The following is a 23665-nucleotide window of genomic DNA, read 5'->3' as shown; positions in this document are numbered from 1 at the left end:
GGTGCCGAAATACCGCCGGCGAGCTCCGCAGTTCGAGCCGCCGGTAACGTACATGCAGGTCTCGAGACAAGGGAAGCGCCCGCCTCACATCAGGACGTCGATCCCCCCCGCCATCTGTCCCACGTCCACCGTGGCCACCGTCCGCATCGTCCGCAGGTCGATGATCTCGACGGTGCCGGGCTCCGAGCCGATCCCCTCGACCGAGATGAAGGCATACCGGTCGTCCGGCGACACCACGGCGCCGTGCACCACCTTCCGCCGCGTCGGCAGGCGCGCCACTTCGCGACCGGTCGGCAGGGCGAAGATGCTCACCGACTGCCCGCGCTTGTTGGTGGCGATGAGTGTCGTGCCGTCACGCGTGACGGCCATGTTGTAGATGCCGGCGCCCGCCGGGATGCGCCGCACCATCGTCCAGGTCGCGGCATCGATCTCGACGATGTCACTGCTGCGGTTGCAGGCGACGAAGATGCGCGAGCCATCGGCCGAGGGTTGTGCCCAGGTGGGGGAGCAGCCCGGGTCCCCGGCGGCCGGTGTGGCCATGCCGTGCCCGGACATGTCGTGCGTGGCGCCATGGTCCATGCGCACCGGCGAGCCCGTCATCCCCGCCTCACGCCCGGTGGTGAGCACGAAGTGCCGGCTCACCGCGAAGGTCGCCACGTCGATCTCCACCAGCATGTCGTCCATCATGCAGGCCGAGTAGTGCTTGGTGCCCTGCGGGTTCATGCGCGAGCCGTGCGGCATGGTGCAGGTGGGGATGCGGGTGAGTTCCACCATGTCGTCCACCCCCACCACGCTCACGTCGCTCGGCACCATGTCGCCGTGCAGGTTGAAGTTCACCACGAACGCCAGGTGCCCCTCGGGCGTGACCTGCGCGGTGGCGGGGAAGTTGCCGAGCGTGACGCGGCCGGTGATGACGTTGTCGGCAGCGCGCACCTTCCAGAAGCTGCCGTACGGCGTGCCGTGCGCGGTGGACACGTAGTAGAACTGCCGGTCGGGCGACGTGGCGAGTCCGTGCGGACCATCGGGGTCGGTGGCGCTCAGCCCGATCGACAGCTTCGACTGCACGCTCGCGCCGCCGGGGCCGAAGGTGATGACCGAGATCTCATCGGTGCCCTCCGACGCCACCGCGATGCGGTAGGTGCGGTCCGGCATCGCCGCTGCCCCTGACACCGCCGCGGTCGGCTGGGCAGGGCAGGGGCGTGCCGGCAGGAACACCGCCGCCAGCACCCCAGCCGCGACGGCGCACCGCCTCATGGCGTGATGCCGCGCTGCGGCTGCATGCGCACGATCCAGAGGCCGTTGTACATGTCGTTCACGTACGCCAGCCCGTCGCGCACCACCACGCCCCAGGTCATGGCCGCGTTCTTCACGAACCCGTCCATGTCGGCGGTGTTGAGGTGCGCCATCTCGCGCTGCTGCGCGCGCAGGTCGCCGCGCAGCTCGCCGCTGATGTCGAAGGTGCGGAAGCCGGCGTTGTAGGCGCCCATGTAGAGCGTGTCACCGGCCACCCAGATGTTGTGCACGCCGCCGAACTCGGGCTCGTAGAACGCCACCGACTTCGGGTTCGCATAGTCCGACACGTCGATCACCTGCAGCCGGCCGTAGGCGCGGCCCGCCGACGCGTCCTTCGCGCCCTTCACGCCGCTCGCCGGGAAGACCTCGTCGGCAATAAAGACGTAGTTGCGGTGGCGCCAGGCGGTGTGGGTGCCGCGGATGAACCCCGCGCCGCCCGCCAGCTCCACCTGCCGGTACAGGTCGTTCAGGTCGTACTTGTACTGGCTCACCACCACCGGGTTCGAGGGCGAGCCGCCGCGGATGCCGTTGCCGACGTCGAGGATCACGAGGCCGTCGTTCCAGTAGCTCAGGTACGCCAGCCCGTCCTGCACGTCCACATCGTGCAGCGAGCGGCCGGCGTCCGGGCGCGGGGTGCGGTATTCCCCCACCTGGCGCGGGTGCGCGGGGTCGTTGATGTCGATGATGTGGAAGGCGCCGGTGCCGTCGTTGGTCGCGTAGACGTGCGTGCCGTGCTTCGGCTGCGTGTACACGAACGCCGAGTGCACGCCGGCCGTCATCCCCTCGGTGAACTCCGCGATCTTCACCGGGTGCAGCGGATCGGCGAGGCTGCTGATCACGATGCCGTTCTTGCGGTCACTCGCCCCTTCGCGCGTGTTGACCAGGATCGTGCCCTCCGCGTTCGTCATCAGGTCGTTCACGCGACGGGTGTTCAGCACCATGCTGTCGCTGACGATCGGGTTGGCCGGGTTGGAGATGTCGAGGGTGTAGAACAGGTCACCGCCGCCCCCGGAGCCGAGGTACGCCACCTTGCCGTTCGGGTGCAGCCACACCTCCTCGGTGGTGAAGCGCCGCTTGGGCGAGCGGCCCACCACTTCCAGCGCGCGGCGCACGTCGCGCGCCTTGAGCGTGACCGTCGCCTCGGCCGTCTGCGTGCCGAAGCTGGCGGTGATGGTGTAGGTCCCCTGTTCGTAGCCCACGAACGCACCATCGGCGCCGATCAGCCCCTGGCCCGGCGAGAAGCTCCAGATCGGCGTCAGGCCCTCGATCGGCCGGCCGGCGGCATCCTTCGGCCTGGCCGTGAACCGGATCACGTCACCGGTGCGCGCGTCGGCGGTGCCCGGCGTGACATTGAGGGCGGCGATGCGCCGCGCCGGCACGGTGACGGGCACCTCCTGTGTGACACCTCCCGCCGCCGCGACCAGGCGCGCGCTGCCTGCCGACACCGCGCTCGCCAGGCCCTCGCGCGTGACCTGCACCACCCGCGGGTTGGAGCTGGTCCAGAGCACGCGGTCGTCGCGCCGGTCGTTCCCGGCGTCGAAGGCGGTGGCGAGGTACCGCATGCGCTGGCCGAGGGCGAGCGTCGCGACCGGCGTCGTGACGGCAATGCGGGTCGCCGGCCCGGGTGTCATGCGGATTTCGAGCCGCTCCGTGACCGGGCGCTGCCCGAGCTGCGTCGCCGACACCACCACCGGCAGGGTGCCCGTCGAGCCAGAGTGGATGAGGCCGTCAGGCGTGACGTCACCTTCGAAGAACCCGCCCGCGCGGTTGAACCGGATCACCGCACCCGGCACCTCCTTCCCCTGTGCGTCCAGCGCCTTCACCTGGAGCCGCAGGGTGTCGCGGGCGCGCATCGTCCGCTCGCGCGGGGTGATCTGCAGCGAGGCGATGACGGGGCCGGCGGGCACCGGCGACGCGGGTGGGGTCGTGGCCTGCGCCGCCGCGACCGACGGAGCGATGGCGAACAGGACGGCAAGGGAACGGTGATGCGGCATGCGCAGAACCTCAAGCGACGGGCCCGAACGGTCGAAACACGAAGGAAATCGAAGCATACCGAGCCGCTTCCAGCCGCGCGACGATCCTCCACCACGGTTTGGAAACCGGACCTGCATGACACCGTCAGAGCGACCGCCGAACCTCACCCCACCCGTGGTCCCGGTCTTCTCCGACCCCTCGGGCCGGCGCTGGCGCGCCCTGCGCGGCGCGGCGCTGGGGGTCGGTGTGGCGACGACGCTGCTGACGGCGGTGCTGATCCTCACGGTGCTGGTGCCACCGCTGCTGCCGGTCACCTGGCAGCCGACCGCGGTGAAGGCGGCCGCCGCCCCCGGTCCCGGGTCGCAACGCCGTGACCCGGCGCGCCTCGAGGCCCGGAAACGGCTCCTCGCCGCCCTCGCCGAGCATCATGTCGCCCCGGTGCTGCGCGGACCGCGCGCCGAATCGATCGTGCCGACGTCCACCCGCACCGCCGCCGACAGCAGCCCGCTGGTCCTGGGCTTCTACGTGAACTGGGACGACAACTCCTTCTTCGCGCTCCAGGCCCATGCCCGCGAGATGGACTGGGTGGTGGGCGAGTGGGCCTTCCTCGGCGCAAGCGGACGGTCGGTGGCCTGGGACTTCGGTGACACGAAGAAGAAGGACGTCCTGGGCCTGATCGGGAGCATGCCGCCGGAGCAGCGCCCGCGCGTCTTCGCCATGCTCACGAACGTCGACAAGGTGACCCACGCCTTCGACAGCCTGCGCACCCGCGCGCTCCTGACAGTGCCGGCACATCGTCGCGAGGTGATCGACGCGCTGGTGCGCGCCGTCCGGCAGCACGGACTGGCCGGCATCATGGTGGACTTCGAGCTCGTGGACGACACCTCGCGCGAGGGGCTGGCGCTCTTCGTGCGCGACCTCGGCGCCGCCCTGCATGGCGTCCAGGCGCAGGTGGTGCAGACCGTTGCCGCCGACGCCACCGACGGCGAGTTCCGCGCCGCCGGCGCACACGCCGACTTCGTCGTCGACATGTTGTATGACGAGCACTATCCCACCAGCGACCCAGGACCGGTGGCCAGCCAGGCCTGGTACGAGGCGAAGGCGGCGCGTGCGCTCACGCTGATCCCGCGCGAGAAGGCGATCTTCGCCATCGGCACCTACGGCTATCACTGGGACGACACCGGCGACCGGCGGCCCGCCGAGGCGGCGACCTTCGCCGAGGTGATGCGCGAGCTGCGTGACAACCAGGGCGAGATCACGTTCGCGTCGCCGTCACTGAACCCGGTGGCCACCTGGAGCACCGCCGACTCCGTGGATCACCAGGTCTGGTTCCTTGACGCAATCACGGCCTGGAACCAGCTCTCCACCGCCGTCAGGCTGGGGGCGCGTGGTGTCGCGCTCTGGCGACTGGGCGCCGAGGATCCGTCACTCTGGAACGTGATCGGCGCCGCCACCGTCCCGGACCCGGAACGCGACCTGGCGACCGTGCTGCCGGGCTACGACGTGGAATTCGATGGCGAGGGCGAGATCCTGCGCGTCACGTCGCGGCCCACGGCCGGCCACCGCGCCATCGGCGTCCACAGCAACTCGCAGCTCATCACTCGGGTGAAGTGGACGCAGTATCCCTCGCCGTACGTGATCGAGCGCACCGGCTCGGGGGCACCGCACCGCGTCGCGCTCACCCTCGATGACGGTCCCGACCCCCGCTGGACGGCGGCCATCCTCGACACGCTCCGCTCGCGCGGGGTGCACGCGTCGTTCTTCATCATCGGCAGCAACGCGCTGCGCGAGATCCCGCTGGTGCGCCGCATCATGGCCGAGGGGCATGAGCTGGGGAACCACACCTTCACCCACCCGAACCTCGCCGTCACCCCTGCGTTCATCACGCGCCTCGAACTCGACGCCACCGAGCGCCTGATCGAGGCCATCACCGACCGGCGGAGCGCCCTCTTCCGCCCCCCGTACTTCGGGGACGCCGAACCGACCACGCCCGATGAACTGGGGCCCGTGGCGCAGGCCAACGACCTGGGGTACATCACCGTCGGGCTGCACGTCGATTCCGGCGACTGGCTCGAGCCGGGTGCCGCGCAGATCGTGCGCAACGTGCTCGACGCCCGCTCGCGCGGCAACGTGGTCCTGCTGCACGACAGCGGTGGTGACCGCAGCCAGACGGTGGCCGCCATCGGGCCGCTGGTGGACTCGTTGCACGCGCGCGGCGACACGGTCGTGCTGCTCTCCGAGCTCCTTGGCCTGACCCGCGACCAGGCCATGCCGCCGCTGGAGGCGGGGGACGAGACCTCCCGCGGCTTCACGCTGGCCGCCTTCTTCACGCTCGGCGCGCTGCAGGTCGGCATCACCTGGCTCTTCGTCGCCGCCGTCGTCCTCGGCTCGATCCGCATCGTGGTGGTGCTGGCGCTCGCCATCCTGCACCGGGTGCGCAGTGCGCGGCGCGGTCCCACGCCCACCGACTTCGCGCCCCACGTGAGCGTCATCGTGCCCGCCTTCAACGAGTCGAAGGTCATCGCGATGACCATCCGGAGCCTGCTGGCCCAGCGCTACGCCGGTGCGCTGGACGTGGTGGTGGTGGATGACGGGTCACCCGACGACACCGGCGCCATCGCCGCGGCGGCGTTCCGCGACGATCCGCGCGTCACCGTGCACGTGAAGAAGAACGGCGGCAAGGCCAGCGCCCTCAACTTCGGCATCAAGCGCGCCGCCGGCGAGATCGTGGTCTGCCTCGATGCCGACACCGTCTTCGAGCCCGACACCATCGCCGAGCTGGTGGCACCGCTGCGAGACGCGGGCGTGGGCGCGGTGGCCGGCAACGCCAAGGTGGGCAACCGCCTGAACCTGATCACGCGCTGGCAGGCGCTGGAGTACGTCACCAGCCAGAACGTGGACCGGCGTGCGTTCGACCTGCTGAACTGCATCACGGTGGTGCCGGGCGCGGTGGGGGCCTGGCGGCGCAGCGCGGTGCTCGAGGCCGGGGGCTTCACGCACGACACGCTGGCCGAGGACCAGGATGCCACCATCGAGCTGCGCAAGCGCGGGTGGCGCATCGCCTACGCCGACCGCGCGATCGCCTGGACCGAGGCGCCGGATTCGTTCCGCACCCTCGTCAAGCAGCGCTTCCGCTGGAGCTTCGGCACGCTGCAGTGTGCCTGGAAGCACCGCGCCACGCTGCTGCGTCGCCGGTTCGGGTCCCTCGGCCTGATCGCGATGCCGAACACCTGGGTCTTCCAGCTCTTCTTCACCGCCGTCTCACCACTCGCCGACCTGATCTTCCTCGGCAGCGTGGCGAGCATCGGGCTGACCTGGCTGGAGCATGGTCCCACCTTCGCGTGGCACACCGGCATGCAGCTCGCAGGCGTGTACCTCGTCTTCCTGCTGATGGACTGGGTGGCGGCGGTGATCGCGTTCATGCTCGAGCCGGGCGAGGAGCGACGGCTCACCTGGCTGATCCTGCTGCAGCGCTTCGCCTACCGGCAGCTCATGTACTGGGTGGTGGTGAAGTCGTTCGTTGCGGCGGCGCACGGTGGGCTGGTGGGGTGGGGGAAGCTGGAGCGGAAGGGCACCGTGGCGGCGCAACAGGGGTGACCTCGGGGCGCGGCAGTCGCGCCGCGATGACGGAACCGCCGGGGGCCACCTCTGTAGTGTGTCAGGTGTCGCAGAGGTAGATTCCCCGGGCGTACCTCAACCCACCCCGTGTCCGCATCCTTCCAGGAACACCTCGAACTCGCCCTCGGCGACGAGTATCGCGTGGTACGCGAGCTTGGCGGCGGCGGCATGAGCCGCGTCTTCCTCGCCGTCGAGGTGGCGCTGGGCCGGAACGTGGTGATCAAGGTGCTCACCCCGGAGCTGGCCGCCGGCGTGAACCGCGAGCGGTTCCGTCGCGAGGTGCAGCTGGCGGCCGGCCTGCAGCACCCGATGATCGTGCCGCTGCTCACCGCCGGCGAGGCGGAAGGGCTGCTCTGGTACACGATGCCGTTCGTGGAAGGGGAGTCGCTGCGGGAGCGGATCCAGCGCGGGCCCATGAGTGGCCGCGAGGCCCTGCCCATTTTGGTGGACATCGCCCGGGCGCTCGGGGCCGCACACCGCAAGAACATCGTCCACCGCGACATCAAGCCGGGCAACATCCTGCTGCACGAGCAGCACGCGGTGGTGGCCGACTTCGGCGTGGCCAAGGCGCTCACCGCCGCCGTCGCCGGCAGCACCGGCCTCACCACCTCGGGACTCGCGGTGGGCACCCCGGCGTACATGTCGCCCGAGCAGGCGGCCGGCGACGCCACGGTGGATGCCCGCGCCGACATCTACGCGCTGGGCTGCGTGGCGTACGAGATGCTCAGCGGCAAGCCGCCGTTCGTGGACCCGAGTGCCGCGCGCACGCTGGTGGCGCAGGTCTCGCAGGCGCCGGTGCCGCTGCCGCAGGTGGCGCCGGTGAAGGCCGGCATGGCGGCGGTGATCATGCGCTGCCTCGAGAAGGACCCGGCGCTGCGCTGGCCCACCGCTGATGCGCTGGCCGAGGCCTTCGAGCTGCAGCGCTTCACCGGCGAGCCGACCCCGGTGCCCCCCGTCGCCACCACGTCACCTTCCCGCAGCGCCACGCCGGCACCGGCGCCGGCCGGCCGGCCGACCCCCCCGCCCGCGGCGAGCGCCACCGGCCGCGCCCGCATGATCGGCGGGGGCGCCGCAGTCGCGATCGCCGTCGCCGTCGGCGTGGCACTCTCGGGTTCGCGCGACGGCCAGAAGACGGCCACCGCCTTCGTCGCACCGCAGACGGTGATCGTGGCCGACGTCGAGAACCAGACCCCGGACTCGACCCTCGGCAACCTGCTGTCGGAGTCGCTGCGGGCCGAGCTGCAGGAATCGAAGATCGCCACCGTGATGACCCCCGCCGCCACCGCCTCGGCACTGGAACGCATGCAGCGGCCGGTGTCGTCGCGCATCCCGCGGGCGCTGGCCACCGAGATCGCCGTGCGCGAGGGGGTGTCGCTGGTGGTCGCGGGGCGCATCCAGAAGGTGGGCAACACCTACCTCGTGCGGGCCGCACTCGTGTCGCCGGGCGACGGCGGCGAGGCCTCCGCGATACAGGAGACCGCCGCATCCGAAGATGACCTGATCGCCGCGATCGGCCGCCTGGCGCGGCGCACCCGCGAGAAGCTGGGCGAGTCGGCCACGACGCTCACCGCGCTGCAGCCGATGGAGCGCGTCACCACCACCTCGCTGGATGCGCTGCGCAAGTACACCGAGGCGCTCCGCCTGGACGACGCGCCCACGCGCGAGGGCGAGGCGCGCGACCGCGACATCACCCTCCTCGAGGAGGCGGTGCAGCTCGATCCCACCTTCGCGATGGCCTGGCGGCGACTCGGCGTGCGGCTCACGCGATTCGGCGGCGGCCCATTCTCGAACGAGCGGTACCTGCGCGGCGTCGCGGCGCTCACGAAGGCGTTCGAACTGCGCAGCAAGCTTTCCCCGGTGGAGCGCGGGCTGGCCGAGGCGGCGTACTTCTCCACCGTGCAGCACGACGAGGCGCGTGCCGATGCCGCCTACGCCGCGATCCTCACGGAGCAGCCCGGCAATCGCATCGCCCTCAACAACCTCGCCTCCGCGGCGCTGAACAGCGGCGCCTACGAGCGGGTGCGCGAGTACGGCCAGCGGTACCTGGCCATCGATTCCACGAACATCGATGCCTGGCCGTGGGTGATCTGGGGCGCCTACGGCACCAACCGCACCGGCGAGGCGCAGGCCACCCGTCGCGCGATGCACGATCGGTTCACGTCGCCCGCCGAGGTGATCCGGCTGGCCGACCTCGAGCTGCAGTGGCTGCGCGTGGAGCGCGACTGGCCCGGCCTCGAGACGCTGGCCCGCCGCGAGCTGGCAGGCACCACCGACACCCACCGCGCCGACCACCTGCTCCGCTCCCTGATGGCGGCGCTCACCATGCGAGGCCGGCTCGAGGCCGCGTGGCGCATGAACGATTCCATCGGCGCCGTGCGGCTGGCCGGCCGCGACACCATGCAGCAGCGCCTCTGGCGCGGCGATGCCGCGCACCAGCGAGCCTTCGACAAGGCCTGGTACGCCGACGACACCGTGGGCATGGGCGCCGCGATCCGCACCTACATCGCGGCTGCCGGCATCGATCGCTGGCGCATGCAGGACCGGCCGCTCTTCAACCTCGTGGTGGACTACATGGTCGCCGGCGACGCGAAGGGCGCGCGGGAGCGGTTCCAGGCGTACCGCGCCGCCGCCGCACGCGAGAAGGGGTTGGGTGACCTGCCGCCGGTGACGTCGCCGATCTTCCGCGCCGTGGAGGCCCAGGTGCTGCTCACCGAACGCCGCCCCCGCGAGGCGCTCGCGCTCCTGCTCCCCGCTGCCGGCGAGGCGAGCCGCTTTCCGCAGCCGCAGACCTTCTACATCGCCCGCGCCTACCTCGATGCCGGACAGCGCGACTCGGCGCGCACCTGGTTCGCGCGCCTCACCGACACGCCCGATCCGCGCCGCGCGTGGAGCGAGACGGAGTTCCGTCCGCGCGCGTTGCAGGCCCTCTGTTTCCTGGCTGAGTCCGCTGAACAGAAGACCCGCTGGTGCGGCGCGCTGGCCGGGGAATGGAAGGACGCCGACGCGATGCTGCAGCCGATCGTCGCGCGCGCCCGGGCTCGTCTCACGGAGTAGGTTTCCCCCAGGCCAGATTCCCCCCGCGCCACCCCGCCGGCCACGGGGACTCCATCGCCGCCGCCCGGCAGCAGACGCGGCGCAGCCCGACCGACGCCCATCCCCAATGTTCTTCAGGCATCTCTACGAGCCGTCGCTCGCGCAGGCGAGCTACTTCATCGGCTGCCAGGCCACCGGTGAGGCCGTGGTCGTGGATCCGCTCCGCGACGTGGACCGCTACATCGCGCTCGCCGAGGCCGAGGGCTTCCGCATCTCGGCCATCACGGAGACGCACATCCACGCCGACTTCTGCAGCGGTGCGCGCGAACTCGCGGCACGCACCAGCGCGCAGCTCTTCCTCAGCGGCGAGGGCGGCGACGAGTGGCGCTACCGGTTCGTCGCGAGCGATCGCGCCGTGGAACTGATGGATGGGGACGTGATCGGCATCGGCAACATCCGCCTCACCGCGATGCACACCCCCGGTCACACGCCGGAACACCTCGTCTTCCTCGTCACCGACGGCGCCAACAGCAACCGTCCGATGGGAATGCTCACCGGGGACTTCCTCTTCGTGGGCGACGTGGGTCGGCCCGACCTGCTGGAGCGCGCCGCGAAGCAGGTGGGCACGATGGAAGCCGGCGCACGCGCGTTGTACCGCAGCCTGCAGCGAGTGGCGGCGTTGCCGGATTACCTGCAGCTCTGGCCCGGCCACGGTGCCGGCAGCGCCTGCGGCCGCGCACTGGGCGCCGTGCCGCAGTCCAGCCTGGGCTACGAGCGGCTGGTGAACTGGGCCCTCCAGCCGCAGTCCGAGGACGAGTTCGTGGCCGAGGTGCTGCGCGACCAGCCCGATGCACCGGCGTACTTCGGCGTGATGAAGCAGATCAATCGTGACGGCCCGCCGGTGCTCGGCGCCGTGCCTGCCCTGCCGCTGCGCAGTGCGTTCGAGGCGCAGGAGTGGCTCGACCGGCTCGGCCTGATGATCGACACGCGGCCCGCCCACGACTACGCGCGCGGGCATGTGCGGCGCACACTGAACATCCCCGCGACCAAGTCGTTCTCCAACTGGTTCGGCTCCCTCCTCGACTACGGCAGCGCCGCGTGGCTGCTGGTGCAGGACCAGGCCCAGGGCGAGCGATTGCTGCGCGAGCTGATGATGATCGGCTACGACAACGTCGCCGGGGTCACCGTGGTGTCGGAGGACACCATGCCATCGACCGCCACGGCGCAGGTGCCGCAGCGTTCTGCGGCGTCACTGGCGGGTGCGCTCGGACGCAGCGACGTGCTGGTGCTGGATGTGCGCAGCGACAGCGAGTTCCGTGGCGGGCACATTCCGGGCGCGGTCAACATCCCGCTCGGCGAGCTGCCGGAGCGTCTCCGCGAACTGCCGGCCGATGGCACGATCGTGACGCAGTGCGCCAGCGGTGGCCGGTCCGCCATCGCGGCCAGCCTGCTGCTGATGGCGGGGGCCGCACAGGTGGAGAACCTGGCCGGCGGCATCGAGGCGTGGCGCAACGGCGGCTTCGAGGTCGAGTCCGGGCCGGCGCCATCGGCCAGCATCACCGATCGCGGGGCGCAGGTGCTGCGTTGACCCAGCCCGCGACCGTGCGCGAACCGTGGTCCGCCGCCCTGCGCATCCCGGTCGCGGCACTGCTCTTCCTGGTGGCCGGTGCGGTGGTGTGGGCCCGGCACATCGAGTCGTACGATGCCATGCTGGCCAACCGGATCTGGTTCGCCGGGCTGGTGCTGACGGCGGCGATCCCCGTCTGGAACACCGTCCGCGACATGCTGCGCGGCGAGTTCGCCGCCGACGTGGTCGCGATCCTCGCGATCGTCTCCGCCGCCGTGTTGTACCAGCCGTTCGCCGGGCTGGTGGTGGTGATCATGCTCACCGGCGGCGCGGCGCTCGAGCGGTACGCCGAGGGACGCGCCGGTGCCGCCGTGGCTGCGCTGGAGAAGGCGGCGCCGCGGCAGGCGCACATCAGGGCCGCGGATGGCACGCTGCGCGACGTGGCCGCCGAGACGGTGCAGGTCGGCGACATGCTGCTGGTGCGGCCGGGTGAACTGGTGCCCTGCGACGGCGTGGTGACGGAAGGACGCAGCCACGTGGATGCCAGCGCCATCACCGGCGAGCCGCTGGCGGTGCCGGTGGCCGTCGGGTCGCAGGTGGTGTCGGGCAGTGCCAACGTCGACGGCCCGCTCACGGTGCGCGCCACGGCGAGCGCCGGCGAGAGCCAGTACCTGCGCATCGTTGAGCTGGTGCGCAATGCGCAGGGCAGCAAGGCACCACTGCAGCGACTGGCCGACAAGGCCGCGGTCTGGTTCACGCCGTTCACGCTGGCCGTGTGTGTGATCACCTGGTTCATCACCCGCGACACCAACCGGGTGCTGTCGGTGCTGATGGTGGCCACGCCCTGTCCGCTCATCCTGGCGACGCCGATCGCTATCATCGGCGGCATCAACCGCTGCGCGCGCCGCCAGGTGATCATCCGCACCGGCGGGGCGCTGGAGGCGCTGGCGTCGGTGAACACCGCGGTGTTCGACAAGACCGGCACGCTCACGCGCGGCCAGCCGGCGGTGGAGCGGGTGCAGGCGCTGGCGGGCTTCGACGAGCCGACGGTGCTGCGGCTGGCGGCGGCGGTGGACTACGGCAGCGGGCACCAGCTCGCGCGGCCGCTGGTGAAGCATGCCGAGGACGTGCTGGGGGTGTTGCCGCTGGCGACGGACGTGACGGAGGTGGCGGGTCGCGGGATCAGCGGGGTGGTGGATGGGGCCCGCGTGCAGGTCGGGTCGCTGGCGTGGCTGCGCGAGACGCTGCCCGCCGAGTCGGGTGCCGGCCTGGCGATGCTGGACGCGCAGGGCGACGGGCTGCGGGCGTACGTCTCGGTGGATGGCCGGCCGGCGGGGACGATCTCCTTCGCGGACTCGCTGCGCGATGGACTGCCCGCGTTCTTCCGGACGCTCGGCACGCTGGGCATCACCCGCACCGTGATGCTGAGCGGCGACCACACGGCCAACGTGGCGGTGGTGGCGACCGAGCTGGGGATCACCGACGCGCGGGGCGACCTGTTGCCCGAGCACAAGGTCAGCATCGTGCAGGAGTTCCAGGCGAAGGGCGAGAAGGTGGTGATGATCGGTGACGGGACGAACGATGCGCCGGCGCTCGCCACGGCCGAGGTCGGCATCGCGCTGGCGGGGCATGGCGGCGGCATCACGGCGGAGTCGGCCGATGTCGTGCTGCTGGTGGACGAGATCACGCGCGTGGCCGATGCCATCAGCGCCAGCCAGTCCACGATGCGGATCGCGAAGCAGAGCATCGGGGTGGGGCTGGGCCTCAGTGCGATCGGGATGGTGTTCGCGGCGCTGGGCTACTTCACGCCGACGATGGGGGCGCTGGGGCAGGAGGTCATCGACGTGGCGGTGATCCTGAACGCGTTGCGGGCGGCTCGGAGCAGCAGCTGAGCGCCGTGGGCGGGCCGATGGGCAGCCGGTGCACTGACGGCGTGGTGACGGCTCGGTGACGTCAGGCGCGATTGCCGGACTGCGGCAGGATCGGCGGCGCGGGTGCCCATCGTGCTGCACGTGACAGATGTTTCCGGCTTGCGTGGGCGGCGGAAATCGCCACTTTCATTGGTGCTGTCTCATCCAACACCAGTCGTCAGGGAGTTCATCATGAAGGGCCGCCGACCGAGTGCGACGTTGCGCCTCGCTGCTGCTGCAGTTGCCTTTGCCGTGTACGGGAGCGGCGCCGCTGCGCAGGCGCGTGCCACGCCGTTGCAGAACATGGCGCAGGAGGCGCGCGTGTCGCGGGATGCGGCGCGGATGACGGCGTTGAGCAAGGTGCCCGGCGGGCGCATGAGCTCCATCGAGTTGCGGCGCGGCGTGGGCGGGAAGCTGGTGTACACGGCGCTGATCACGGAGCCCGGGAAGACGAACAAGACGGAAGTCGTGATCGATGCGATGACCGGCGCGATGATCAGCAAGCGGCCGTAGCGCGCACGGCGTGCGCCGTCCGGGGGCGCGCCGGTTGGGATCCCGTGTGCTGGCACGCGGTGCGATCGGGCCGGTGGTCGGGCGTTGCGTTCCCGGCCGTGTCTGGTGATCCTGTCGCGGTTGCTGTGCACTCGCGGTGGTTTCCGCCCTTCGGGAGGGAGAGATGGCGCTTCGGACGGTGTGCCGTGTGGTGGTGCTGGCGGGCGCGTTGTTGCTGGCGGTGCCGGAGGCGCGCGGCCAGCGGCCCGCGACGGCGACGCCCCCGTCCACGCTGACGCAGGCGAAGATCAGCAAGGAAGCCGCGGCCATGACGGCGACGCGGGCGGTGCCGGGGAGCCGGCTGCAGACGATCGGGCTCGGGATGGTGGCCGGGAAGCTGGCCTACACGGCGTTCGTGACGGCGGCGGGGAAGCCGCGGACGATGGTGGTGGTGGACGCGAACACGGGGGCGGTGCTGAGCCGGCGTCCGTGAGCGGTGATCGCGGGGTTGCCGGAGGTGATTGAAGGGCGGGTGTGGGTGGGTTAGGTTGCATGACTGTCAGCTGGCCGGGCGTGGGTGGTCCGGGCTGGCGACGGGACGTAGCGCAGCCCGGTAGCGCACCTGAATGGGGTTCAGGGGGTCGCGGGTTCGAATCCCGCCGTCCCGATGGAAACGTGTTGCTTCTCGACGACTTGCCGACCCGCTGAATCCTGAATTCAGTGGGTCGGCGTCGTTTCCAGCGCTCGCTCGTCGCGGAGTGGATACTGGGTTGATGGCGGTCGTGGCAGCGGTTCGGGAACTCACGCTCGAGCATGCGACAGCTGGGGAGGCGGTGCGACACATGCACGCGCAGACGCCAAGTCCCCCAGTCTGGCTCGAGCTCAGCCCACTTGGCCCGCACCGTACCGCAAGCCATCGACCAGCAGTCCGACCATGCGCCGGGCGTGGTCAGTCGAGCCGTCGCGAGACGGCGTGCACAAGCTGGCGACCGCCTGCAACAAGTCGAACGCGTCGACCCCGTCCCGCACCGCTCCCGCAGCGACCGCCGAGTCGAGTAGGGACCGCAGCGCAGGCTCGAGGTGCGCCTTGAAGTAGGCCGGCAGCGAATCGAACGCGGCCTCCCCCGAGTGCAGCGCCGCAGCCAGTCCGCGTTTCGCAGCGATGAAGTCCATGTAGCGAAAGATCCACCGCGTGAGCGCATCTCCGGGCGTATGGGTCGCCGCCAGCGTACTTGCGGCGGCGGCGCACGCGTCGACCTCGCGTCGAAAGACCGCGACGATCAAGTCCGTGCGCTGCGGGAAATGCCGGTACATCGTGGCGATGCCGACGCCCGCTGCGTCGGCGATGTCCCGTACCGGCGCATCGACGCCGGCCTTCGCAAAAACAGACGCTGCGGCCTTGAGCAACGTGTCGATGTTGCGCTGTGCGTCAACGCGCACGGTGCGTGGCACCGAAACGTCTGTGGCGCGTGTGGCCGCGCTCCGCGCTCCTTTCCTGGCCACCCGTGACTCCTCCGCCTTGCCAAACGGAACACTGTTCCGTATATAGATGGAACACTGTTCCTCTTTATTGGGGCCGCGGGTCCGGTCTCACCGGGCCGGTTGACCCCATAACTCCGGAGAAATATATGCCCGACACGCGGGTCGCCCTGATAACAGGTGCAAACAAGGGAATCGGCCAGCAGATCGCCAGGGAGCTCGCGTCGCACGGGCTCACCGTGCTGGTCGGCTCGCGACGTCTGGTGGACGGGGAGGTCGCGGCGGAAGGCATTGGCCCCCGGGCACATGCGATCCAGCTGGACGTGACCGACGAGCCGTCCGTCGATGCGGCGGCCACGCGCATCCGGAGTGAGTTCGGCCGGCTCGACGTCCTCGTGAACAACGCCGGGATCTCCCATGTCCCCAGGGACGACGCCGAGTTCCCGGCGACGGCCCAGTCCGGGCTGCTGACACTTGCGCGCCTCGACGATGTCCGGGCGGTCTTCGAGACAAACGTCTTCGGCATCATCGCGGTCACACAAGCGATGCTGCCACTGCTGCGCGAGTCGCCGGCAGCCCGCATCGTGAACATTGCAAGCTCGGGTGGATCCCTCACGTTGAATTCCGATCCGGCAAACCCGCACCGCGCGATGTTCGGCAATTACTCGGTGTCGAAATCGGCGTCCCATGCGGTCACCCTCGCCTTCGCGCTGGCGCTGCAACCCAGCGGCATCAAGGTGAATGCAGCCTGCCCGGGCTTCACCGCAACCGCGTTGAATAACTTTCGCGGCACCCGCAGCGTCCAGGAAGGTGCACGCGAACCGGTGCGGCTCGCGCTCATCGGCGCCGATGGCCCAACGGGTACCTTCTCCGACGAGAACGGGCCGGTGCCGTGGTGAGCACGACGACTGCGCCTGCTCCGCTCGCGCAATACACGCCGGATACCCTGCGATGAAGTCGATCATCGGTTTCGCCGAGCGCATCCCGTTGAGCGCACCGTCGCCAGTAGTGTCTTTCAGCCCAGTGGTGCTGCCGGCGGCAGGACGCGCTGTCGATCTCCAGCTGCGCGTCTCGGCACCGCTGAACGGGGCTGACCTCCCAGTCATTCTCCTGTCGCACGGCCACGGCCGCTCCAATCACCTTTCGTCGCTGCACGGCTACGCGCCACTCGCAAACTTCTGGGCTGCGCACGGCTTCGTCGTCGTCCAACCAACCCACCTCAGTTCGAAGACGCTCAGCCTCGACGGGCCCGACGCGCCACTCTTCTGGCGCTCGCGCGTTGCTGACATGTCCCGGATCATCGACGAGCTGGATGCGATTCAGGCCGCGACGCCGCTGCTCGCTGGTCGAATCGACGTGACACGAATCGCCGTCGCCGGTCACTCGATGGGCGGGCACACCGCGAGCATGCTCCTGGGCATGCGCCTCGTCGACCCGGAGAGCGGCGCGGAAGTCAGCGTGCAGGAGCCCCGAATCAAAGCCGGTGTGCTGCTCGCGGCACCCGGTAGCGGCGGCGCCGACCTCAGCGCCGCTGCAGCAGAGCACTACGCGTTCTTCTCGCGGCCGAGCTTCGCCCAGATGTCCACACCAGCGCTCATAGTCGTCGGGGATGCTGACGTCTCGCCGCACCTGACTGTGCGCGGTGCGGACTGGCACGCGGACGCGTATCGGCTGAGTCCAGGGCCGAAATCCCTGCTCACGCTGTTCGGTGGCGAGCACGGTCTTGGTGGAGTGTCTGGATACGACGTTGCCGAGACGACCGACGAAAACCCTGAGCGCGTCGCTGTCGTTCAACGCATCACGCTGGCCTATCTGCGCACTGCGCTGACGATCGATGACACTGCCTGGCCGTCGGCCGTGGACGTCATGGAACACGCAGGCGCGCCTGGGCGCGTCGAGTCAAAGTGAGCCGATGCCTGCTCACGGATCGACAGTCCGCGCACCGGGATCGCGCGGCCGCCGGTGCTGCCGATGTACCACACCCTCCTGAACCCCTTCTCGCATGAAAGTATTCGTTACTGGCGCGACCGGCTTCGTCGGCTCTGCCGTCGTGAGTGAACTGATCGAGGCGGGACACGACGTCCTGGGACTCGCCAGGTCTGAAGGCGCAGCCGAGGCGCTGAGCGTGGAGGGGGTGGAAGTCCATCGGGGTGACCTCGAAGATCTCGGCACCCTGCGCCGTGCCGCCTCGCTGTCGGATGCTGTGATCCACGCGGGCTTCAATCACGATTTCTCGAAGTTCGTCGAGAACTGTGAAACGGATCGCCAGGCCATTCTCGCGCTCGGCGACGCGTTGTCCGGATCGGCGCGGCCACTCATCGTGACGGCAGGAATTCCCTACGCACCCGGCCGAGTGACGACGGAGGATGACACGGCACCGGCAGGCGCCGGACGAAGCCCGAGAGTGTCGGAGCAGACGGCATTGGGACTGGTGTCACGCGGTGTACACGCGCGCGTCGTGCGGATGCCGCAGGTGCACGACCGGCACAAGCACGGACTCGGCAGTTACCTGATCCAGGTCGCCCGGGAGAAAGGCATCTCGGCCTACATCGATGAGGGAACGAATCGATGGCCGGCGGTGCATCGTCTCGACGCCGCTCGGGCGTACGTGCGCGCGCTCGAGCATGGCGTCATCGGGATGTCCTATCAGGCTGTCGCGGAGGAGGGCTTCCCGCTGCGCGAGATCGCTGAGTCCATTGGTCGCGGACTCAGCGTTCCTGCGGTCTCGTTGTCGCCCGACGCGGGCGCGGCGCACTTCGGATGGCTCGCGTTTCCGGCGGCGATGGATGCTCCAGCTTCGAGCACGTTCACGCGAGAGCGGTTGGGCTGGGCACCTACTGAGCGGGGGACATTCATCGACGACCTGAGTCGCTCGAGTGCATTCACGGTCGACGACACGTGAACCCGCAGGAACGAAGTCCGGCGTGTTCGCACGCATCTCGAAGCGGCCTGGCCGGTGGCGGGCCTGCCGCGGCGCGCAGGTCCGGCGGCATCGCTCGTCCTCCTCGCGGAGGGCAGTCACTGCCGTGCGAAGCCGTACCAGGGCGACCGTTGAGTCAAGATGGGCGCTGCTTGGCCGTTGAAGTCTGTCGCGCCAGTGCGGGCGACGTCTTGTCCCTGAAGCTGTCCACCGCGAGCCGGCGATCCCCTGAGTTTGCGCCGCGCTTCCACGTTATGACGTCGTAACCCCATGTGCCGGACTGGCTTGCGCTGCCGAACAGCAGTGTGGGGTTCAGGGATCGCGGGTTCGAATCCCGCCGTCCCGATGAGGAAATTCAACGACGAACGGCGCCTGTGTGGGCGCCGTTCGTCGTTCCGCATCCCGCCCCGCGGCACGCTTCGGGCGCTGGCGCTCCCGTGCGTCACCCCGGGCTCGCGCGCAGACTACTTCTTGACGCGCGTGTCGGTATCAGAGATCGTCCCGATCTCATCATCCGTGTGATGGTGACGAGCGGCGTCCTTCTCCAGGCGATTGCGGTCGCTCTGCTTGTCCGCATCGTCGTGCTGAATGCGGCCCTCGAAGAGGCGATCCTTTCCGGTGTCGTCGTGCCTGCGCACCTGCTCGGCGTCATGGCCCGCGTGCGGCTTCGCCGCCGCCTTTTCCCGAGCGGCGTCCGCCTCGGTTGCCGCCCGGTCCAGCTTCTTGTCGCTCGAGTCGTGCGCGTATGTGTGCTTGTCGTCCGCCATGCCTGACACTCGCTGAGAGAGGTGATCGTGCGAGTGGTGTGCCCCCGCTGCGCCCAGACGTTCCCGATCACGGGTGCACCCTGGCGTGCTCTGCATGACTCCCACGCACGACATATCACCGCGCAGGCCGTCATGGGCTCCGTCGCGGCCGCCGGGAGATCGCTCGATGGCGCGTGGCATGCCGTGCAGTCTGGACATGGAAGTCCGGTGGAAGTCCGGCGACAGTGGCAATCCGGTGGGCAATCCGGTGACAGTGGGTGGATATCCGGTGACAGTGCACAGGGGAAATCCGGTGACAGTGCACCATTTCCGGGAAATCCGGGGAAATCCGGTGACGGTGCACAATTTCCGGATATCCGGTGGCAGTGCACAGGGGAAATCTGGTGACAGTGCACAATTTCCGCGAAATACGGCGACAGTCCGCCTCTGCCGGCATGTGGCCACCACGCCAAGCCGGTGACAAGATACGCTGCCGGCGACGCACCGACCCGATGCGTGAAAACCGGTGACAGTGCACGCGTTCGAGTTGGTTCGCGGAGCGGGACACCCGCATGGTGGGCATGCCCGCCGCAGCGGCCGTGTGGGCCTTTGGGATGTGATCGAGCATCTCTTGCAGTGCGCATGGTTCTGTCACGAAGCTCCGCTTGACCATGCGGTCGAACTGTGACTCGGTGCTTGCACCCTCGTTCACCAGTGCGAGCGACAGGACGCGTGCGATGTCGACGTCGAAAGGCGCAATGGCCGGGCGCGAGCGCGGTTCGGCGTCCCTGAGGAACTCCAGCCCCCCTGGCGCCGGCTCCATACGTTCGGCATCGCTGAGACGACCCTGGCGGCACGCCATGTCCGCTTCCCCGGAGGAGCCGCGAATCAAGCCGGTGCTGTGCCCGCTGTCGCATGGCGATCTGGACGGTGCATCGAGCGGACGACGCACAGATGGATCGCCCGTGTGCCGCTGCCTCTAGGGCGGGACGTCGCGTGTGGCGACTGGCGTTAAGTTGTGCCCGGTATGCGGAACCGTCTGCTTCGACCGCCTCTGACGTGTTCACTGGACACTACCCGCCGCGGGGTGGACTGTTCCGGTTCACGTGATCCCCGGCAGCCAGATCGCTCAGTTCATCCATCGTACGAACGTCGCCCTCTTACGTCATCGCGTGCCGAAAGATCTCACGTACATCCTGCTGCTCTTCGCGCTGTTCGTCGTGCCTCGAGCGCTGCAGCGCTTCCGCCTGCCCAGCGCAATCACGAGCTTTCTGCTGGGTGCAGCGGCGTCTGCCAGCGGGATCCTGACGCAGGACCCGACGCTGAGTCTGCTTGCCACATTCGGCATCGTCGCGATGTTCCTCACCGCCGGGCTGGAGGTGAACGGCGCTGACCTGCGGGAGGGAGCGAGGGTCATCGCGCAGCATGTTGCGGTGCGTTTGCTCGTGATCCTCGGGTCGGGTGTGGTGATCGCCATGAGCATGCAGTTCTCCTACCGAATCGGCGCGCTCATCGCGCTGGCCCTCTTCACGCCGTCAACGGGATTCATCCTTGATTCGCTCGACTCCCTCGGTCTGCAGCCGCGGGAGCGATTCTGGATCAAGTCGAAGGCGATCGCCACCGAGCTGCTCGCGCTTGGTGTGCTGTTCATTGCCCTGCAGTCCACGTCGCGAGAGCGACTCGGCGTCGCGACTGCTGCGCTGCTCGCCCTTGTCCTCGTGCTGCCACTGCTGTTCCGGTTCTTTGCGGCACGGATCGCACCGTACGCACCGAAGTCGGAGTTCGCCTTCCTGCTGATGCTGGCGGTGGTCAGCGCCTACATCACGCGTGCTCTCGGCGTGTACTACCTCGTGGGCGCATTCATGGTCGGCATCGCGGCTCAGGCGTTTCGCACGCGCCTGCCAGCCATGTCGTCCGAGCGGACGCTGCACGCGGTGGAGGCGTTCGCGTCCGTCTTCGCCCCGTTCTACTTCTTCAATGCCGGGCTGCACCTGCATGCCGAGGACTTCACCGCGAAGGCGATCTGGTTCGGTCTCGGTGCCGTGGTGGTGTGCGTCCCGGCCCGCATCGCGATGGTCGTCGTGCATCGGCGCCATGCGATGGGTGAGTCGTGGCAGAGCGGCCTGCCGATCGCAATCGCCCTCGCACCGACGCTCGTCTTCTCGCTGGTCATCGCGGAGATCCTCCGGGATCAGTTCGCGGTCCCCGACTTCGTCTTCGGCGCGCTGATCGTGTACACCGTCGTGAATACCATCCTGCCCGGATTCCTGCTCGGTCGTGGGGTTCCGGAACTGGACGTCCTGAGCGAGGTCGGAACGCCGGTCGCGTCACATGGCTACGCGCCGCTTGATCCTCCAGTGACATGACGGCGCTCGGTCCAGTCTGGCGCCAGCCTACAGGATGAGCCGAACACCGCCGAGCGCTTCGATCCGATGCGGGAAGTGATCACTGGGCGTGCCGATGAACATCAGGTTCTTCGGCACGCCCAGATGGAGCGACAGCTGCTCGACGAGCTCCGGCGCGAATCGGCCGCGGACAAAAAGGACGTCGATGCGCAGGCGGGGAAACTCGCGATCGATCAGTGCCAGCGATCCGGCCAGACCCGCGGGAAGATCGTGCTCGTCGTGGTACACGTGAACGACGGTCATCCGATTCGTCTGCTCGTTCTGGAGCACATACTCAGCGGCGCGGCGGAGGATCTCGACACTGTCACCCTTGGTGAAGTAGACGACCGACACGCTGTTGATCTGCTCGATCCAGCGGATCACGCGCTCGCGGATCCAGCGATTCACGCCGATCGCCCGGTCCGCAACGGCGCGGGACGCATTGAGGACGAAACTCAGGACGCGGATCCGGAACAGCATCGCGGCCACAGCCAGCAGTGCGATACCTGCATACGCGAGAAAGACCTCTGCATTGCGCGTCGAGAGCGCGACATTGCCGACCAGCGCGACCGCAACGGCAACGAGCGCAATCGCGATGGCTGTGCGCGACGCCGTGACCGCCCGCGGGAGCCGGCCCCGCGCCTGCTTGAGGCGCAGGTTGCCGATCGCAAAGAGCGCCATGACGCTGAGGAATGACAACGCATAGACACCAGCCAGCGTCGAAAGGTCACCCGCGGTCGCCCAGAGGATCGACACACAGAGCACGAGGAAGGCGATCGCGATCCAGTGGTTCGTGCCGCGGCGTGTCTCGCGCAGGAGCAATTGCGGCAGGCAGCGATCAAGTGCCATCCGGCGCACCAGGCCCATGACGCCCACATAGCTCGTGAGCACGGCGCCGCATAGCACCAGCACGGCATCGATGCTCACGGCGGTGCCAAGCCAGGGCGCGACGGCGCGATCACCCATCCGTGCGAGCATGTCGGGCGGGACGGTGCGCAGCTGCGCCAGCGGCAACAGCCCGAGCGAGAGCAGGCTGACGAGCGGATTGAACACCGCCACGGCAAGCCACATGTTCCGCAGCGTCTTGGGAAACACGCCGACGCGCTGCTCCTCGATGAAGTTTGCCGAACTCTCGAATCCACTCACCCCGAGCATCGCGGCGGCAAATCCGAAGAAGAGCGCGGGCATCAACGCGCGCGGTGAGGGCAGGGCGATGTTGGCCATCAGCAGCGACGGATCGTGGACCACGCTGATGATGCCGCCGATCACGAGCACGACGAGTGTCACCATGTGCAGCAGAAAGATGCCGATGGCGACGATCGCCGACTCCCCGACGCCGAGGATCGTGAGTGCTGCGAAGATGGCGAGGACGGCTATTGTGGACGCGAGGACTGGCAGCCCGGTCACAAGGTTGTGCGCATAGTGCATCGCCTCACTTGCGCTGATCACCGCCGTCGCGATGTACGAGAGAAGCGTGAGGCATGCGGCGCCAGCGGCCAGCCGTTTGCTGGTGGTGTTCAGCAGTACGGTGTAGGTGCCCCCGTTGAGCGGCAACGCACTGCCGACTTCCGCGTAGATCCCACGGAAGAGGTAGAGCACCCCGGCGACGAGCAACAGGACGATGGGCGCGAGGATTCCTGCCTGTGCGGCACAGAGCGCCGATACGTACAGCACGCTCGAGGTGATGTCATTGCCGCAGATGGCGGTTGCGCTCCACTCGCCGAGCAGGTGGCGCTTCGGCTGATCGAGGTGGCGGATCGGCTCCGCTGCACCGGAGCCGGTGGCCGTCAGGTCGAGTCGGTCAACCTCGCCCCAGCCGGCAAACTGCCAGGCTGGTAGTGTGCGTGCCCGGCGCGACGGCTCGGGTTCTTCGTCGTGCATTCTCGGCCGATGGGAGCGGAATGGCGAACGTGTACGCGGCACACGGTGGTCGTAGCCTGGACACTGGTGCAAGACGCCTGTCGTGCCGTGACGAAGCTATTCGCCGTACGACAACTCGGCCAGTCTCGGATTGGGATCGTGCTGTACGCGCTCGGTGCGGCCTGTTGTCGACGCGGCGAAGCGTGGCGGGCACGGGTCCCATCGGAGCGCGTCCGCCGAATTCACAGCGCCTGTGGCCCTCCCGCGCCAGCACATGCGCCCTGGGCGTCAGCGCGTTGCGGTTGGACGTCGTCCCAGACCTGCGTCAGGACCTTGTGCGTGAGCATGAGATCGACGAACATCCGGAGAGCGTGCGCCCTGGAGACGCC

15 protein-coding genes and 1 tRNA gene are annotated in these 23665 nt (G+C 69.1%); 11 read left to right on the top strand and 5 right to left on the bottom strand.

What is annotated here, in order from left to right:
• Positions 1–84: 84 nt before the first annotated feature.
• Both IT355_01705 and IT355_01700 read right to left on the bottom strand, forming a co-directional pair.
• Positions 85–1254 (bottom strand): hypothetical protein, encoded by a 1170-nt coding sequence (locus IT355_01705; protein ID MCC7051950.1) that lies wholly within the window; start codon positions 1252–1254, stop codon positions 85–87.
• A complete protein-coding gene (locus IT355_01700; GenBank protein MCC7051949.1) occupies positions 1251–3287 on the bottom strand; it encodes an Ig-like domain-containing protein in 2037 nt (678 codons plus the stop codon). Before IT355_01700 ends, IT355_01705 begins: the two co-directional genes overlap by 4 nt.
• A gap of 115 nt (positions 3288–3402) precedes the next feature.
• Between IT355_01700 and IT355_01695 the strand changes: the two genes are divergently transcribed.
• From IT355_01695 to IT355_01665, 7 genes are all read left to right on the top strand, one after another.
• The gene (locus tag IT355_01695; protein ID MCC7051948.1) at positions 3403–6864 is read left to right on the top strand and encodes a glycosyltransferase; all 3462 of its coding nucleotides are present in this window, start codon (positions 3403–3405) and stop codon (positions 6862–6864) included.
• Between the two features lie 108 nt (positions 6865–6972).
• On the top strand, positions 6973–9939 hold the full coding sequence (locus tag IT355_01690) for a protein kinase (protein MCC7051947.1): 2967 nt from the start codon (positions 6973–6975) through the stop codon (positions 9937–9939).
• A 106-nt stretch (positions 9940–10045) separates the two neighbouring features.
• On the top strand, positions 10046–11506 hold the full coding sequence (locus IT355_01685) for an MBL fold metallo-hydrolase (GenBank protein ID MCC7051946.1): 1461 nt from the start codon (positions 10046–10048) through the stop codon (positions 11504–11506).
• Entirely contained in the window at positions 11503–13377 is a 1875-nt protein-coding gene (locus IT355_01680) for a heavy metal translocating P-type ATPase (GenBank protein ID MCC7051945.1), read from the top strand. Before IT355_01685 ends, IT355_01680 begins: the two co-directional genes overlap by 4 nt.
• A 210-nt stretch (positions 13378–13587) precedes the next feature.
• Positions 13588–13908 carry a PepSY domain-containing protein gene (locus tag IT355_01675; GenBank protein MCC7051944.1) on the top strand — a complete coding sequence of 107 codons (321 nt, stop codon included), beginning with the start codon at positions 13588–13590 and terminating at the stop codon, positions 13906–13908.
• A 163-nt stretch (positions 13909–14071) separates the two neighbouring features.
• Positions 14072–14380: a PepSY domain-containing protein gene (locus IT355_01670; protein ID MCC7051943.1), complete on the top strand. Its 309-nt coding sequence runs from the start codon at positions 14072–14074 to the stop codon at positions 14378–14380.
• A gap of 101 nt (positions 14381–14481) precedes the next feature.
• Positions 14482–14555, top strand: a tRNA-Pro gene (locus tag IT355_01665).
• A 214-nt stretch (positions 14556–14769) separates the two neighbouring features.
• On the opposite strand, the gene IT355_01660 is transcribed toward IT355_01665, so the two are convergent.
• Entirely contained in the window at positions 14770–15339 is a 570-nt protein-coding gene (locus tag IT355_01660; GenBank protein MCC7051942.1) for a helix-turn-helix transcriptional regulator, read from the bottom strand.
• Positions 15340–15515: 176 nt separating this feature from the next.
• On the opposite strand from IT355_01660, the gene IT355_01655 reads away from it, so the two are divergent.
• From IT355_01655 to IT355_01645, 3 genes are all read left to right on the top strand, one after another.
• Complete coding sequence (locus tag IT355_01655) at positions 15516–16265, top strand: SDR family NAD(P)-dependent oxidoreductase (protein ID MCC7051941.1); 750 nt, start codon at positions 15516–15518, stop codon at positions 16263–16265.
• 52 nt (positions 16266–16317) lie between these two features.
• Positions 16318–17274, top strand: a complete 957-nt coding sequence (locus IT355_01650; GenBank protein MCC7051940.1) for a hypothetical protein — start codon at positions 16318–16320, stop codon at positions 17272–17274.
• Between the two features lie 94 nt (positions 17275–17368).
• The gene (locus IT355_01645; GenBank protein MCC7051939.1) at positions 17369–18268 is read left to right on the top strand and encodes an SDR family oxidoreductase; all 900 of its coding nucleotides are present in this window, start codon (positions 17369–17371) and stop codon (positions 18266–18268) included.
• 482 nt (positions 18269–18750) lie between these two features.
• Here the strand turns inward: IT355_01645 and IT355_01640 are convergent, their stop codons facing one another.
• Positions 18751–19053: a hypothetical protein gene (locus tag IT355_01640; GenBank protein MCC7051938.1), complete on the bottom strand. Its 303-nt coding sequence runs from the start codon at positions 19051–19053 to the stop codon at positions 18751–18753.
• A 1151-nt stretch (positions 19054–20204) separates the two neighbouring features.
• Between IT355_01640 and IT355_01635 the strand changes: the two genes are divergently transcribed.
• Complete coding sequence (locus IT355_01635; GenBank protein ID MCC7051937.1) at positions 20205–21398, top strand: cation:proton antiporter; 1194 nt, start codon at positions 20205–20207, stop codon at positions 21396–21398.
• Between the two features lie 27 nt (positions 21399–21425).
• On the opposite strand, the gene IT355_01630 is transcribed toward IT355_01635, so the two are convergent.
• Positions 21426–23297: an APC family permease gene (locus tag IT355_01630; GenBank protein ID MCC7051936.1), complete on the bottom strand. Its 1872-nt coding sequence runs from the start codon at positions 23295–23297 to the stop codon at positions 21426–21428.
• Between the last annotated feature and the right edge of the window lie 368 nt (positions 23298–23665).

It is taken from the genome of Gemmatimonadaceae bacterium, assembly GCA_020851035.1.
GTDB lineage: Bacteria > Gemmatimonadota > Gemmatimonadetes > Gemmatimonadales > Gemmatimonadaceae > JACMLX01.
Note: the sequence above shows the minus strand (reverse complement) of the source record. Positions and strands in the feature narration are given on the sequence as shown.